The following is a 16,848-nucleotide window of genomic DNA, read 5'->3' as shown; positions in this document are numbered from 1 at the left end:
GATCTAAGCAAATGTCGGGCCATTCAAAATATTCAAATATTAAACACAAAAAAGCTTTAAATGATCAAAAAAAGGCAAAGTCTTTTCACAACTACTTAAAGCAAATTGAATCAATTTTAAAAGAAACCAACAATTTTAATCTTGAAAGTAATTATAAATTAAAACAAGCAGTATCCAGGGCAACCCAAGCAAACGTTCCTAAAAAAAATATTTTGAATTTAATAAGTAATTTTCAGAAAAAATCTTTTTCAACCGACGATAACGCGGTTTTTTTATTTAAAGGTCCTACTGGAAAATTTTTAATTGTTTCTGGAAATTTTGAAAACAAAAATCGCATTCTTTATGAACTTAAAAGTACTTTATTAAAAGTTAATTTTCATCTCATAACTGATAGTTGGAATAACCTTTTTGAAGCAATTAGTTTGATTAAAATTGATAAAAGTGAAATAAATTTTGATTTACTTCTAGAAAAACTTTTATTATTAGAAATTGAAAATTATCAAGAAATTGAAAATTTTTATCAAATTAATGTTCCGATTAAAAAAGAAAAAGATTTTCTTAATTTTTTAACAGAGAACAATTTTTCTTTTGAAATAAAAAAAAATATTTTTATTCCAAAAATGAATCTAAAAGAAACATTATCAGAAGAAGATAAAAAAAATTTTGAAATAATAAAAAATAAAATCTTAGGTTTTGATGGAGTGAGAACTTTTGGCTCAAACTTTTTTTAGGAAAGCTCCAGTTTTTTTTAAAATAAAAATTTTTAACAATTAAAATAAGTATTATGGCATTTTTTTCTCGAAAAAAAAATCTAAAATTCAATAACTTAAAATTTAAAGACAAAGAAGATCTAAAAAAAAATAAAAAAAATAATAATTTTTTTCTTTTTTTAAAAAAATGTTTCTTATCTTTTTTTAAATTTATTAAGTTTTGTTCCAATAAAATTTTTGTTTTTTCCATTCAATATAACTTATGATTACGTTGATCAGTTATTTCTTCTTTTTTTATCGGGGTAATTGTAGGATTTGGAATTTTATTTTCACCAATTGGAAATAAATTAATTACGAGTAATTTATCAAATTCCTTCAACAAATATTTTACTGATAGTTCGACACTTTACATTGATTATTTTGACAAAACAAACATCAGCAGCAATAATGTTGATTATAAAACGGTAAAAGATAAAATCTCTAAAGGAATCGACTTTCTTTTACAAACAAAAAGCATTTATCAACAAAAATTTAAATGATCTTCTGATCAATTAACTTTTTCAGATGCTGGAACAAAACTTTCTGATGGTTTCTTGAAACATATTGTTTCAGTTACAGGTCCAGTAGATTTTATTCAATTTATTGATGATTATTCTAGTTTTCTTTCAGGTTCTGAATATATTACTGTTACTGATCAATGGGGTAATGGATTTAAACAATTAAATAATCAAAAAGACACTTTCACCCCATGCGATCCCATGGAACTTTTAACAGATGCTGCGACTAGTTCAAAATCTGATGGTAAAGTTGTTGGTTGAAATAGCTTTAAATCTTTAAATAAAAATAATACTGACAGGAGTATTTTTAAAAATCCTTCAAGTTACAATTCTTTTACTTTGTCAGTTTCAGTTTCTGATACTACTTTATTAAACAGTCTTGTAAAATTTATTTACGAAAAAGAAAAAGAACCATATGATCCTACAAGCAATCCTTGAGGTTATTTTAACGATAATAATTTTGGAACTACTGCAACAAAAATGCCAGGCGCCAAAGATAAAAAAACTGATCTACGATTATCTCATAGAAATTATCTTTTATTTTGACTTGGTAACCCTTTACCTTACACATCTGATGGAATCTGATCTCCAATGAGCCTTAGAGGACTTTTACATAGTGGTATTAAAGATTTTGAAGATAATTACGATTTACTTTTAAAGTCTTTTAGTGGAAGTAATAATAAATTAATACCAAATACTTCGTTAGTAAATGTTACAAATCCATGAGTAAGTGATTCAACAAAAAGTGCTGAATCAATTGCTTATTTATACAATCCAAGAGCATTTCAAAACAGTTTATATTATGGCAACCAAAGAGAAGCATCATCTTTTATGACAGATGATTATAATTTCATCAACAATGGGAGCTATAAAAAATATTTAACTCAAGATAGTTTTTCAGATACTTCTAAATTTACAGAAAAAAATAATAGCACTTTTGGGTTGATTGGTGCCTTTTCAGTCGAGAGTTTTGCCCCTTATTTTGATTATAATGAAAAATATACTAACTCTTGAAAAACTTATAGTTTAAAACAAAAATGAAATCTCTTAAATGACTTCGACCAAGGTTCAGGTAGTTATAAAGATTTTTCTTGACAATTGTATGACGATAACGATGCCAATAAAAATGGTACACCATTGGCAAAAAATAAATTTCTTTCTCCAAAAGTTAAAGATCCTTTTAAATCTTTTAATGGTGGAAGTTATGATTTTAAAATTGATTTATCAGATAATGAATATCCAACTAATGTCAATAACATTCTTCCGGTATTTTTTCCACCAGAAAACGTTAATTTAACAGATTTCGATAATACCTTATCAAATATTCTTGATTCTTCAACACAATCATTCTTACCAGAAATTAATTTGTCAACAGTTCAAGGCCCCTTAATTTTAGAAATTTCACAACTTATCTATGTTTTTTTAACTTTATCAATTTTTATAATTTTGATATTTATTTGATTAATTGCAAAGTATAAATGACTCTCAATTGTTTTATTTTTTTCATTTTTAACTTTTAATTTTGTCTTTTTCTTATTTTTCTTTTTAATTAATTGAACCTTTCAACCAGTAGTTTTGGTGATTTATTTAGTTTCAATTTTAATATACATTATTTTTTCAATTAAAAATATTGATCAAGTTCAGGGAATTATTAAAGGGATTGTCTATTCAAATGCTTTATATATGGATAAAAAAATTTGAAGAACATACCACAAAAATTTTTACAAAGATATTGTTTTATTGTGACTAACTTTTCTTTGTCTTTACCTTGGATTTAAATTTTATTACAATTCATTTCAACCAATCATTGTTATTTGATTATTTGCTTGATTTTGTAGTGCAATTTTGATATTTATTGTTTGCAAATTTATCATAACAACAATTATTCTTTCAAAACACAAAGATCTTTATTATCAAATTTATCCGACAATTATTCGAAAAAAAAGAAAAAAATTAATAGTTCTGAAAGAAAGTACGAAAAAAAATGATTAAAAAATTAGTAATTTTATTGGTAACAGTTTTTTCTTCAGTAAGTTTAATTTTAGCTGTAGTTTTTGGGATTAACTACGACACCAATCGCTTATATTTTAATTTTAGTACTGATGTAGTTGGCCAAACAATGATTTATGTTGAGGATAAATATGATTATTATGACAACAGTTCTTCAACCGAAAGACATTCAGAAACAAAAAAGTTAAATGATTTTATTAATTTAATTGGTGAAAATGTAAAACCGAAACTAGATAAATTTTTTCGTAGCCAAGGAAACAGATCTTGAGATAATTTTAATTATCTAGAATCAAACACCAGAAGTTTAAGTAATACAATTAAAAATGATTCTGATGGACTTAATCACTTTGTTTATACCTACTATTTTAACAGCGGTATTAATGATAAAAATACTAACACTGAAGACTTACTTAAAAATCCTATTGTTCTTTCAGTTTTTTATGAAATCAAAGATATTATTTTTTCATTACAAGACAAGGGAAAAGCACAACAGTTAAATTTTTCTAAAAATAATCTTCGATTTATCAGTCAAAATATAAGTCAATTTTATGATTTTGCTAAAAAAATTTTGTTAACCTTTTTAGTTTTAGTAATTTTTTCTTCGGTGATTTTATGTTTTATCTTAGGTTTTAAAAACTTTCTTCCAATTATTTTTTCTTTCTTCCTTTTTGTTGCTTTTTCAACTTTATTTGTCTTATTATTACACATCGAAATAGGGCAATTTACGTTCTTAGCGTTATTTGGATGATTTTTAATTTTTATGATTAATTTAACTTATTCTTTTTTGCGATTTAGAACCTTATTAAAAAGAAAAAATAATTATAAAACGGAATTTTTAACAAAAGCGGAATTAAATGAAATTTGACACGAAAATAAAAAGTATTATTTAAAAAAACTTTATATTATTGAAAGTTTAATCATTATTCCCTTTTTAGTTGGTATTTTAATCACCGTTTTAATTTTGTCTAAAATGCCATTTTTAGTAAGTTTATTATCAACTTCAGCAATTATATTTTCTTCATTAATTTTCTTCATTATGATTTTTTTCATTCATTATTACTTTTTTGAAATTCCTTTTAAAATTAATTTCTTATATTGCCATAACATATTTGTATATTTTAAGAAAAAAAGTGTCAATGTTGAAGAAAACGATGAACAAAGAATCAGTGGTTTAAATGAGTTACAAAACAAATAATTTTGATTTAAATAAATATGTCATAACAATTAATGATTTTCCTAAAAAAGGAATCTTTTTTCGTGATTTAACCCCTTTATGAAAGGATAGTAAGGCATTTTCTTTTGTTATTGATGAAATTGCTAGTAAGTTAAAAAATACTTCAATTGATCTTATTTTAGCTCCAGAGGCGAGAGGATTTATTTTGGCATCAGCACTTTCATACAAAACAGGAATTCCTTTTTTGCCAATCAGAAAAAAAGACAAGGTTACAAGACCAGGGACTTTTATTGAATATGAATGTGAATATTCAACCAATGTTTTGGGGATCGCAACTGAAGATCTAAAAAGCAATTTAAATATTTTGATTATTGATGATGTAATTGCTACTGGCAACACGACAAAAGCCATCTTTTCATTAGCAAAAAAATTTAATTGTAAAGTTGTTTTTCAAGTTTACCTAATTAGATTAAAAATTGATTCAAACAAAGAGACCATTAATTCAACTGATAATTTTTATTTTATTGAATTATAAACTTAATTTTTTTTATGATAGATTCAAATTTATATGTTTCTTTTGAAACTTTTTTGAACAATGCCAAAAAAATTATTAAAAAAGAAAGCCAATTAAAGCTTATTATTGAGGCATTAAATTTAAGTAAAGAAATTCATAAAGATCAAAAAAGAAGCGACAACACGCCATATATTTATCACCCACTTACGGTTGCAAATATTATTGTTGAATGAAATTTTGGCTATCTTACCATTATTTCTGCGTTATTACATGATATTGTTGAAGATCATAATTATCCACTCTTAGAAATTGAAAAAAAATTTGGCAAAGAAATTGCTTTTCTTGTCGATTCTTTGACCAAGGTTTCTGAATACGAAGAATCAAAAAATGTTTCTTTAAGTGATAAAAATTTAAAAAAAATTATTATTGGAATGTCAAATGACATTCGGGTTATTATTGTAAAACTAGCTGACAGGCTTCACAATCTTAGAACCATAAAGTTTCTTTCAAAAGAAAAACAAAAAAAGATTGCTGAAGAGACATTAGCAATTTATATTCCAATTTCTAGAAGACTTGGACTTCAAAAATTAACTGATGAAATGAGTGATATTGTTTTTAAAATTTTGAATCCAAACGAATATCAAAAAATTAAACTTTTGATGAAAAAAACTTTAAAACAAAGAGATCTAATTTTAAAAGAAATTATCACAACCCTTCAAAATATTTTTAATGAAAAAAACTTAAAAATTGAAAAAATTTATGGTAGAGCCAAACATTTTTACTCAATATATAAAAAAATGATTTTTACCAAAAAGCAATTTAATGAACTGTACGATTTACAAGCAATTAGAATTATTACTTTAACAAAAGATGATTGTTATTTGGCTCTTGGTTATATTCATGAAAAATTTGTTTTTCTATCAAATTCTTTTAAAGATTATATTGCAAGACCAAAACCTAATGGTTATCAATCAATTCATACTTCAATTATTTTTAATAAAGAAATTATTGAAGTCCAAATAAGAACCAAAAAAATGAATCAAGTTGCAGAATATGGGATTGCAGCTCACTGATTGTATAAAGAAAATAAAAATCCTAAAAATATTCAAGAAAACGAACTAAAACTCCATTTATCATCAATTTTAAGTGATTTTTCTGATGAAGATTCTGATAATGTTTCTGATTACATTAAAAAAATTAAAGAAGATGTTTTGCAATCAAGCATTTATGTTGTTACCCCTAAAGGTGATACGATTACCTTAGTAAAACATGCCACAGTTTTAGATTTTGCTTACCATATTCACACAAAAATTGGTGAAAAAGCCATAAATGGCATTGTAAATGGAGTAATTAAACCATTAAATTATCAATTAAAATCTGGTGATGTTGTCGAAATCAGAACCAATAATTTATCACATCCAAATATTGATTGATTAAAAAAGGTTACCACAAACAGTGCCATTTCTAAAATAAAAAAATATTTAAAAAATGAACTTGAAATTAAAAACAATCAATTTAGACAATCTGGAAAAAAAATTTTACAAATTTTTTTAGAAAAAAATAAAGAATGAAAAGCTTATTTTGAAACTGATGAGTTTAAAAAAAAAGCCAATTTACAAAATGAAACTAATCTTGATAATTTTTACTTAAGTATTGGAAAAAAACAGATTAATTTAAAAAATTTTTTTCAAAACTTATTAAGATCTGAAAAAAAGAAAAAATTAAATCAAACAAAAAGCCAAAGTAGCAACAACTTTTTTGATCTTGGCCCTGGATATGAAGGAATTAAAACAAATTTGGCTAAATGTTGTTACCCTGTAAAAGGCGACTTAATTGTTGGGGTTGTTGGGAAAAACGCATTAAATATTCACCGAAAAGAATGCCCAAATTATTTAAAATTACAAGATAAAAATCGAATCATCGAAGATATTAATTGAAAAAAAAACATAAATTTTAAATTTTGTACTTCTTTGTCAATCATTGTTTTAGATAACCCAGGAATTTTAGCTTTTATTACGGCAGAATTTCAAAAATTTAATATTAACATTGATAATATTATTGGGAAAAAAGTGTTAAAAAATAATAATTTTTTTCGAATTAAACTTATTATTAAGGTTTCAGATTTAGAAGTTCTCACAAAAGCAGTTCAAAATATTTCAAAAAATAAAAATATTATTAAAATTGAAAGATCGTTTAATTAAAAGCATGAATGAAATAATTAGTTTAAAAGGGATGAAAGATTACTATGGCAACGATCTTTTAATATTAAATTTTATTAAAGACACTTTTTTTAAATTTTATCAAAGCCTTGGTTATCAAGCAGTTTTTACCCCATTAATTGAATATGAAGCGCTTTTTAATCGCTCACTCGGGGAAGAGACTGACATTGTCCAAAAAGAAATGTTTCAGTTTTTTACAAAATCAAACAAAAAAATTGTCTTAAGACCTGAAAATACGGCTTCAATTTTAAGATTTATCTGAGAGAAAAAATTATATTATCAAAAAAATTTAAAATTTTTATATTTTGGTCCAATGTTTCGCTATGAAAGACCCCAAAAAAATCGCTATCGTCAATTTTTTCAATTAGGATGTGAAGCTTTTTCTTCAAAAAATAGCTTTTTTGACAGTTCTTTATTAATTAACTTAATTAATTTTTTAAGTTATCTTGGGATTTCAAATTATAAATTACATATTAATTGTCTTCCAGACAAACAATTTTTAGAAAATTATCAAACTGAAGTAAAAAAGTACTTTAAAAATTATTTACATGAACTTTGTACTGATTGTAATCTTAGAATCAATAAAAATCCTTTAAGAATTTTAGATTGTAAAATTGATAACTGAAAAGACTTTTATAATTTTGCTCCAAAAAGCATTGACTTTTGTTCAAGTGATAGTCAAAAATATTTTTTTGAAATAAAAGAAATTTTAAAAACAAACAATGTTGAATATATTACAGATGATAAACTTGTCCGCGGACTTGATTATTACAATGATTTAATTTTTGAATTAAAAAACGAAGAAACAACTTTTGTTGCCGGGGGCAGATACAACAACTTATTTCATGATTTATATTCAGTTTCTCTTCCAGGGATTGGATTCTCAATTGGGTGTGAAAGACTTATTAAAGTTATTCAAGAAAATGAAGCAAATAACATCAATTTTCAGAAATACAAAAAAAACACCTTATTAAAAAAAGTTCTTTTTCTTGTTTTGGAGGAAAATTTAATTAATCATTTTTTTTCAATTTATCAAAAATTTTTAAAATTTAATTTAGATTTTGATGAAAAGTTTCAATTTTTTTGATCATTTAAAAAAGAAACTTTAAAAAAAGGGCTAACCTTTGCCTTAAAAAATAATTTTTCTTTTGTTATTATTTACGGAAACAATAATTTTAATTCTAATTCTTTTACGGTAAAAAAAATTATGAACAACAAAGATGCTAAAACTAACAATAATTTTGACATTTCAATCAATAATTTATCTTTATTTTTTAAAAATAAAATTAGTGAGTAACAAACAATATTTATGAAAAACTTAAAAAAATCTTATCAAAACTTAAATTTCAATAAAGTTTATGATTTTCTTGATAAAAAAGTTTTTTTATATGGTTTTGTACACCACATCATTTCCTTAAAAAACGTTATTTTTTTAACTTTAAGATATGAGAATTATTTAATACAAGCAACAATAAAAGATAAAAATCTTTTTTCTAAAGAAATTTCTTTAGAGTCTGTTGTTTTAGTCCATGGCATTTTGACAAAGAAGCCATCAAAAAAAGATTATCAGTTTTCAGATTTGGAAATAGTGACTGATGATATTTGCCTTTTAAGTAAGGCAAAACAATTACCAATTTTAATTAATTCAAATGATAAAATTCACGAGGAACTTGAACTAAAATACCGTTATTTATATTTAAGACGCAAAGAAATTAATGAAATTATGCTTTTTCGAAGTAAATTTATTTTTGAAGTTCGAAAATTTTTTGTTCAAAATGGTTTTTTTGAACATGAAACGCCATTAATTTCCGTTCCAACGCTAAATGGTGCCAATGATTTTTTAATTTCTTGTGATTTAAATAGCGATAAATATTTTGCTTTGCCACAATCTCCTCAAACTTGAAAACAATTATTGATGTTTTCTGGGTTTACAAAATATTTTCAAATTGCAAAATGTTTTCGCAATGAAGATAGTAGAAGCGACCGACAAATTGAATTTTCCCAATTAGATATTGAAATTGCTTTTACATCAGAGAAAGAAATTGTTAATTTGATTAATAAATTTTTAAAATTTATTTTTAAAAAATTTTTAAATTATTCAAATTTTAAAATTGAGTCCTTAACTTTTAAAAAAGCACTATTTTTGTATGGAAGTGATAAACCAGACTTAAGATATGATTTTAAAATTATTGATTTTTTTCCTTATTTAAATCAAAAAGCAATTGGTTTCTTAATTGACATTGAAATAAATTCAAAACAATTTGCTAAAATAAAAGAGGAGGTTCATAAGTTTTTTCAAAATGACTATTTCTTTTTGTATTTTGAGAATCAAAAAGTTGTCACAAATTATCAAAATTTTTTTAATTTAGATCAAAAAAAAGCTGCTTTTTTATTTAAAGTAAAAAGTCCCCTTGCAATTTTTATTTTAAATAACAATCAAGATACAAGAAATATTTTAGGACTTTTTCGTCAGACATTAATAAAAAATTTAAATTTTTTAAAAAAAGTTCCTTACGCATTTGTTTGAATTAAAAAATGACCCATGTTTTACTATAATAAACTTGAAAAAACATATTGTTGCTTTCATCATCCTTTCACCAAGACAAAACTTGAAAAAAACATTTTGAAATCAAAAAGTGAAGCCTACGATATTGTCATTAATGGTTATGAAATTGGGGGAGGCTCTTTGAGAAATAATGATGTAAAATTGCAAAAAGAAATTTTTAAAATTTTAGGGATTAGTGACGCAGAAATCGATTATTATTTTGGTTATTTTATGGAAGCTATGAATTATGGTTGTCCACCCCACGGGGGAATTGCTTTAGGAATTGAAAGATTATTGATGGTAATTTTAAATGAATCATCAATAAAAAATGTTATTTTATTTCCAAAAACTTCAAAAAAAGATTGTCTATTGACAGACTCACCACTAAAAATTAAATAAGGAAAAATTATGAAAAAAAAATTAATTGATGAATTATCTATAAATAGTATTCGAATTTTAGGATTAGATATGGTACAAAAAGCCAATTCTGGTCATCCAGGAATTGTTTTAGGACTTGCACCAACAATTTATACAATTTACAAAGATTTTTTAAATTTTAGTCCAAAAAATCCGAATTGAATTAACAGAGACCGATTTGTTTTATCTGCAGGGCATGGATCGGCACTTTTATATAGTGTTTTACATCACTTTAATTATAAATTTACCATTGATGACTTAAAAAAATTTCGCCAAGTTGGAAGCATCACTCCAGGACATCCAGAATACGATGTTAATTTAGGAATTGAATGCACTACTGGACCATTAGGTCAAGGAATTGGCCTGGCAGTTGGAATGGCAATTGGGCTTAAAAACGCCAATTCAATCTACAATAATAATTATTGTGAAATGTTTAATGGAAATGTCTTTGTTGCTTGTGGTGATGGTTGTCTTCAGGAGGGAATTTCATATGAGGCATGTTCCCTTGCAGGCCATCTAAAACTTTCAAATTTAATTTTAATTCATGATTCTAATTCAATTCAACTTGACAGTAAAGTTTCGGCAACTTTTTCTGAGAACCTTCATCAAAGATTTAAAGCGATGAATTGATATACCCAAAAAGTTTTTAATGGAAATGATTTAGATGAAATTAAAAAAGCAATTCAAAATGCCATCGATTCAAGTCTACCAAGCTATATTGAAGTTGTTTCAACAATTGGTTATAAATCACCTTTGGAAAATACAACAAAAGTCCATGGTGCACCACTTTCTGTAAAAGATTACTTAGAAACAAAAAAAAATTATGATTGAAACTATCAACCATTTACCGTTCCAGAGGAAGTAAAACAAAACTTTTATTCAATCATTAAAGATAAAGTTTTAAACTATGAAAAATTTAAAACTAAATTTGAAAAATTTTCAAAAAAAAATCCAGAAATTTCCAAAGAAATTTTAAATTTCTATAATCATAAAAAATTAAGTATTGATTGAAATAAAATTAATGAATTGTTTATTTCCAACAATTCAGAAGCTACAAGAGTTAGTGTTGGAAAAATTTGAGATTATATTTGTCAAAATGAAAAAATATTTCTAGGTGGTAGCGCCGATTTAAGTGTTAGTACGAAAATTGCTGGGGCAGATGGTCAATTTAATTGTTGAAATTATAATGGAAGAACATTGTATTTTGGAGTTCGTGACTTTGGACTTGCAAGTTTTGTTTCAGGAATTACCTTAACTTCAATAAAATGGGGATATGGAGGAGATTTTTTTGCTTTTTCAAACTACATGAAAGCACCAATTAGACTTGCATGTCAAATGCAAATCCCCTTACTTTTATTTTTTTCCCATGATTCAGTTCTTTTAGGAGAAGATGGGCCAACCCACCAACCAGTTGAACAAATTTGAGATTTAAGAAATACTCATAATCTTTATACTTACAGACCAGCAGATATTAAAGAATCAATTGGTTGCTTAAAAGATGCCTTAGAAAAAAATTTATCTTCAGTTTCATGTTTTGTGACTTCAAGACAAAACTTACCACAACTTTCACATACTAGTGTTGAAAAAACTCAAAAAGGTGGTTATATATTGGTAAATTTTGAACCAGAAGATAATCGAAAAAAACTTATATTTTTAGCCACTGGCAGTGAAGTAAGTTTAGCAATTTTAGTCGCAGAAGCATTAAAAAATGATTTTAATATTCGAGTAGTTTCCCTACCTTGTGTTGAAAAATTTTTAGAAAATTCAAAAATTTATTTAAATTCTGTACTTTCTGATACCGAACCATTGATTACTTTTGAATTATCGAATAAAAATTGTTGAAATATTTTTGGGAATCAAAGAATAGTTTATTCTTTTGGACTTTCAACGTTTGGAGTTTCTGGAAAAGATAAAGATATTCAAAAATATTTTGAATTAGATCAAGAATCAATTGTAAAAAATATCAAAAAAACTTTTTCTTAAAAAAATGGTTTCTTTATTCAAAAAATCGGTAACAAAAAAAGAATACGATTGAAAAACAATCGCAAAAGCGAGTACTTGCTCTAACGAACAAGTTATCGATATGATGAATGGGAATATGTTTGGTTTGAGTGAATCAGAGGCCAATTATCGTTTAGAAAAATATGGAGAAAACGATATTAAACCCGAATCCAAAGGTTGATTTTATCTGTTGCTTTTAACTTTTTTAAATCCTTTTGTGATTGTTTTATTATTAATTTCTCTTTACAGTTTTATATCCTATTTTTTAACTTCCGATGAAGTTGAATTATTTGGGGGAATTATTGTTTTGTTTATGGTATTTTTAAGTATTTTTATTTCCTATATTCAAGACATTAGGGCAAAAAAATCTTCAGATAAATTAATTAAAATGGTAAATACAGATACTTTGGTTTATCGATATAATTTTGATGATCCTCGCTCAATTGTTTACCTAAATAACAGTGAAATATTTAAAAAATGTCATAATATTCCCTTAAAGAACATTGTTCCTGGAGACATTGTTTACTTATCTGCTGGTGATTTAGTCCCTGCAGATATGAGAATCTTATTTTCCAAGGATTTATCAATTAATGAGTCCACTTTAACAGGTGAAAGTCTACCTCAAGAAAAGCACGCAACTCTTTCAAGCGATGACTTTAATTTTAAAAAAAATTTTCTTGGATGTCAAAATATTATTTACAAAGGAACTTCAGTATCATCTGGATACTGTATTGCAATTGCCTTAAAGACAGGGGCTTCCACCTATTTTGGATTTATCTGCAAATCATTAAATTCAACAAAAAAAACTAATTTTGATAAACAAGTTCGAAAAATTTCTTTTTTTCTTATTTGTTTAATGTTTGCTATGTTACCAATTGTCTTTTTGGGATATAAATTTCTAGGTTTTCATGGTTCTGTAAAGACAACCGAAGCTTTTTTATTTGCAGCTTCGATTGTTGTTGGATTAACACCTGAAATGATGCCATTAATCATTACTTCGACGCTTTCTAAAAGTGCCAGGTTACTAATGAGAAAAAGAATTATTGTTAAAAATTTAATTTCTGTTCAAAATCTTGGAAGTATGGAAATTTTGTGTTGCGATAAAACGGGCACCCTTACAGAAGATCGGATCGAACTAGTAAATTACTATAATATTTTTGGAAAAAAGTCCGAAGAAATTTTAAAATATGGTTATTTGAACAGTTATTTTCAAACTAATTTAAAAAATAATTTAGATTATTCTGTTATTGACAAATTTACGAATGAAAATAAAAAGTTTGAAATTGACAATTTATTTAAAGTGGATGAAATTCCTTTTGATTTTAAAAGAAAAATGATGTCGGTTATTGTTGATGGAATAAATTTTGAAAAAAGTTTGATTTGCAAAGGTGCTTTTGAAGAAGTAATAAATAAATGTAACAAAGTAAAAATTGATCAAGAAATTTTACCATTAACCGACCAATACATTAAAAAAATTTCTTTAATGGTTAAAAAATTAAATGACTTAGGGCAGCGTGTTTTAGTGGTTTCATACAAACCAATCAAAGATCCAGAAAAAACCATTTTTTCTGTAAAAGATGAAAATGATTTAATTTTTTTAGGTGTTTTAGGATTTTTAGATATTCCAAAGTCAAGTGCTAAAAAAATTATTTCTAAATTGAATCACCTAGGTGTTAAGGTTAAAATATTAACTGGTGATAATGAAAGAACAACTTTGGCAATTGCGAATAAGATTGACTTAAACTTTACCAAAGATGATTATATTTTGGGGGATGAAATTGATAGTTTATCAGACTTAGAATTAGAAAGAATTGTGGCAAAAAAAAATATTTTTGCAAAGCTTTCACCATTACAAAAAGAACGAATTATTAAAGTTTTACAAAAAAATTTTTCAGTGGGTTTTTTGGGTGATGGGATAAACGATGCCATTTGCTTGAAGACATCAGATGTTGGCATTTCTGTAAATAATGCTGCCGATGTTGCCAAAGAATCATCGAGCATGATTCTTTTAGAAAAAGACTTAGAAGTAATTTATGATGGAATTTTATCTGGTAGAAAAACTTATATTAACATTATAAAATACTTAAAAATAACAATTTTTTCTAATTTTGGAAATACAATTTCGGTATTGATGGCAATGTTTTGATTTAGCTTTCTTCCAATGTTGCCAATTCAAATTTTATTTCAAAATTTACTGTATGACATATCACAACTTGCAATTCCTTGAGATAATGTTGATCCAGAAGATATTCGAAAGCCAACAAAATGAACCACAAAAAACATTATTCCCTTTATTTGCATCAATGGAGTGATTAGTAGCATCTTTGATCTTTTAACCTTTGCTTTTGCAGGATATGTTTTAACAAACCTATTACAAGACCCTTCATCAATAAACAATCCAACTAATTTAAAAATTTTTCACACTGCTTGATTTTTGGTTGGAGTATTTACACAAGTTTGTGTTTTTCACACTGCAAGAACAAAAAAAATTCCATTTTTACAATCAAGCGCCTCACCAATTGTTTTTGTTTTTTCCTTATTAGTTTTATTAGTAAGTGTTTCAATTACTTTTATTCCGTTTACCATTGATGGCTTCCAATTTAGTCCTTTACCGTTAAAATTCTTTATTTTCTTATTTTTTGTGGTAATTTTTTATTTTTTAATTGCAAACATTGGAAAAAAACTTTACATAAAAATTTATAAAAAGTGATTTTAATTTTTCTTTTTATTATTAAAATAACTTAGTATGTTAGCCCTAAAAAACATTTCTAAAAGAGTTTCTGAAAAATTTTCTTTAGAAAATATTAATTTTTCCGTTTCAAAAGGAGAAATAATTGGAATATTAGGTCCAAACGGGGCAGGAAAGACAACTCTTTTTCGAATTTTATTAAATTTAATTGCTCAAGATGCAGGCGACATTTATATAAATGAAGATAAGTTTATTTTTAATAAAAATTTTTCTAAAGTTGGCTACCTACCAGAAATTAGAAGTTTGTTATTAAAACTCAAAGTTTTTGATCAAATTTGTTATTTTTCCGGTCTTAAATGTCAAACATTATCAAAAACTAAAATTATGTGAGATAAATGAGCACCAATTTTAAATATTAAGAAATATGAAAATACTGAAATTAGACAACTTTCTAAAGGAAACCAACAAAAAGTTCAATTTTTAGCAGCTTTTATCCATGATCCAGAAATTTTAATTTTAGATGAACCATTTTCAGGATTAGATATTATTAATGCAGAAATATTTAAAAAAGTTATTTTACAACTTTCAAAAGAGAACAAAATTATTCTTTTTTCTTCCCACAAGCTAGATGATGTTGAAAAATTTTGTGAAAAAATTTTAATCATTAACAATGGCAAAGAAATTTTAAAGGGTAAAATAGCAGAAATTAAAAAAAAGTATCAAAATAATTTTTTAGAAATTAAAGGTTTAAACTTACCAATTGATGAATTTGATGCAGTTAAAGAAATAAAAATTATTTCTGCAACAAAAAATTACTTAAAAGTTAAATTTTTTAATCAAGAACAACTAGAAGCGATTTACAAAATTTTACCAAAAATTCAAAATTTAACTTTTTTTGAGATTAAAGAACCTTCACTTACAGATATTTTTATCGAAAAATTAGAAAATCAAAAAATTTTTTATGAAAATCAATAAATTTATTGATAAATTGACTAAAAGGCCTGGCTGATTTGATTTTTACTTTTTATTTTTACAAAAAGTAAAAAAAAAATCCTTTAAAATTCTTTTTACAATTTCAATTTTTTTGGCAATATTTTTAGGATATGTACCAAAGATAATAGGTGGAAATACTTTGCCAGTAAATGAAAATAATTCATTACTTTTTTTTATGCTTCTTTGTCTTCTTTTTTCCTTACTTTGCTATGTTTTTGTAATATTTTTAATAAATATTAGTTCTACAGAAACCGTTGAAGAAAAAAATTCTAGAGCAATGGAAATTATTATTTCCTCTTTACCAGCAAAAAAGCATATGTTTGCAAGAATTTTTTCAAATTTTTCGGTGTTTTTTTATTTATTTATCATTTTTCTTTTGATAAACTTTTTTTCGACATTAATTTTCCAGCAAACAGGGGATGGAATTTTTTCTTTTGCTAAAAAACTTTCAGGTATTAACAAAAATAGCAGTATTTTTGATATTTATAAAACTGCCAAATTACACGGCGATTTTATCTTATTTTTAGTTTCATCCTCAATTATTATTTTTATTACAATTTTTACTTATTTAACTTTTGCGGTATCACTTTCAAGTATTCCATCTTCTTCACAAGACAGTCAATATTTAATGCTACCTTTGATTATTATTCCAATTATGTCTTTTACATCTTTTAACTCAGTATATCATTCCGATTCTAATACTTTAAAAACAATTTTGGGATGTGTACCTTTAATTAATTTATGTTTTTTTCCAACCGCTTTTTTATCTGGAAGTTTGCTAAATTCTTGATTAGATCCTTATCTTATTTTTCTTTTAGCTTTGTTAATTAATTTATTATTTTACTATTTAGTCTCTTTTCCATTAACACTAATTTACCAACAAGGTATTTTAAATTACTCACAAAAAGCAGCCTGAATTCAATTCAAAGAAGTAATTAAGAGTTTAAAATATCAAAATAATAAAAAAAATAAAAAATAAATTTTTTATAAAAAAAATCTCTTTTTCTAAAAGTAGAAGA

The 16,848-nt window shown here is 25.1% G+C and carries 11 protein-coding genes; all 11 read left to right on the top strand.

All coding sequences use genetic code 4. The annotated features are described in order from the left end of the window. The first annotated feature begins 11 nt into the window (after positions 1-11). Genes JTY60_RS02590 through JTY60_RS02540 form a run of 11 tightly spaced genes read left to right on the top strand, consistent with a single transcriptional unit; the run spans position 12 to position 16,808 of the window. Complete coding sequence (locus JTY60_RS02590; RefSeq protein ID WP_434414561.1) at positions 12-731, top strand: YebC/PmpR family DNA-binding transcriptional regulator; 720 nt, start codon at positions 12-14, stop codon at positions 729-731. A gap of 53 nt (positions 732-784) precedes the next feature. Beyond that, complete coding sequence (locus JTY60_RS02585; protein WP_434414560.1) at positions 785-3,259, top strand: hypothetical protein; 2,475 nt, start codon at positions 785-787, stop codon at positions 3,257-3,259. Then, positions 3,252-4,472 carry a hypothetical protein gene (locus JTY60_RS02580; protein ID WP_434414559.1) on the top strand — a complete coding sequence of 407 codons (1,221 nt, stop codon included), beginning with the start codon at positions 3,252-3,254 and terminating at the stop codon, positions 4,470-4,472. The genes JTY60_RS02585 and JTY60_RS02580 overlap by 8 nt, the downstream gene beginning before the upstream one ends. Then, the gene (locus JTY60_RS02575; RefSeq protein WP_434414558.1) at positions 4,453-4,986 is read left to right on the top strand and encodes an adenine phosphoribosyltransferase; all 534 of its coding nucleotides are present in this window, start codon (positions 4,453-4,455) and stop codon (positions 4,984-4,986) included. Before JTY60_RS02580 ends, JTY60_RS02575 begins: the two co-directional genes overlap by 20 nt. Before the next feature lie 14 nt (positions 4,987-5,000). After that, on the top strand, positions 5,001-7,166 hold the full coding sequence (locus JTY60_RS02570) for a RelA/SpoT family protein (RefSeq protein ID WP_434414557.1): 2,166 nt from the start codon (positions 5,001-5,003) through the stop codon (positions 7,164-7,166). A gap of 4 nt (positions 7,167-7,170) precedes the next feature. Beyond that, positions 7,171-8,481, top strand: coding sequence for a histidine--tRNA ligase (hisS, locus tag JTY60_RS02565; RefSeq protein WP_434414556.1), 1,311 nt, complete (start codon positions 7,171-7,173; stop codon positions 8,479-8,481). A gap of 12 nt (positions 8,482-8,493) precedes the next feature. Continuing rightward, positions 8,494-10,128, top strand: coding sequence for an aspartate--tRNA ligase (gene aspS, locus JTY60_RS02560; protein ID WP_434414554.1), 1,635 nt, complete (start codon positions 8,494-8,496; stop codon positions 10,126-10,128). A 9-nt stretch (positions 10,129-10,137) separates the two neighbouring features. After that, complete coding sequence (locus tag JTY60_RS02555) at positions 10,138-12,129, top strand: transketolase family protein (protein ID WP_434414553.1); 1,992 nt, start codon at positions 10,138-10,140, stop codon at positions 12,127-12,129. A 4-nt stretch (positions 12,130-12,133) separates the two neighbouring features. Further along, positions 12,134-14,863, top strand: a complete 2,730-nt coding sequence (mgtA, locus tag JTY60_RS02550) for a magnesium-translocating P-type ATPase (RefSeq protein ID WP_434414552.1) — start codon at positions 12,134-12,136, stop codon at positions 14,861-14,863. 30 nt (positions 14,864-14,893) lie between these two features. Further along, positions 14,894-15,811 (top strand): ABC transporter ATP-binding protein, encoded by a 918-nt coding sequence (locus JTY60_RS02545; RefSeq protein WP_434414551.1) that lies wholly within the window; start codon positions 14,894-14,896, stop codon positions 15,809-15,811. Next, positions 15,798-16,808 carry an ABC transporter permease gene (locus JTY60_RS02540; protein WP_434414550.1) on the top strand — a complete coding sequence of 337 codons (1,011 nt, stop codon included), beginning with the start codon at positions 15,798-15,800 and terminating at the stop codon, positions 16,806-16,808. Before JTY60_RS02545 ends, JTY60_RS02540 begins: the two co-directional genes overlap by 14 nt. Positions 16,809-16,848: the final 40 nt, after the last annotated feature.

Origin of the sequence: symbiont of Argiope bruennichi, from assembly GCF_051094275.1 — a bacterium.
In the GTDB taxonomy this organism is placed as follows: Bacteria; Bacillota_I; Bacilli_A; order Mycoplasmatales; family SG1.
The sequence above is the reverse complement of the archived record's forward strand: the minus strand, read 5'-3'. Positions and strand labels throughout refer to the sequence as shown.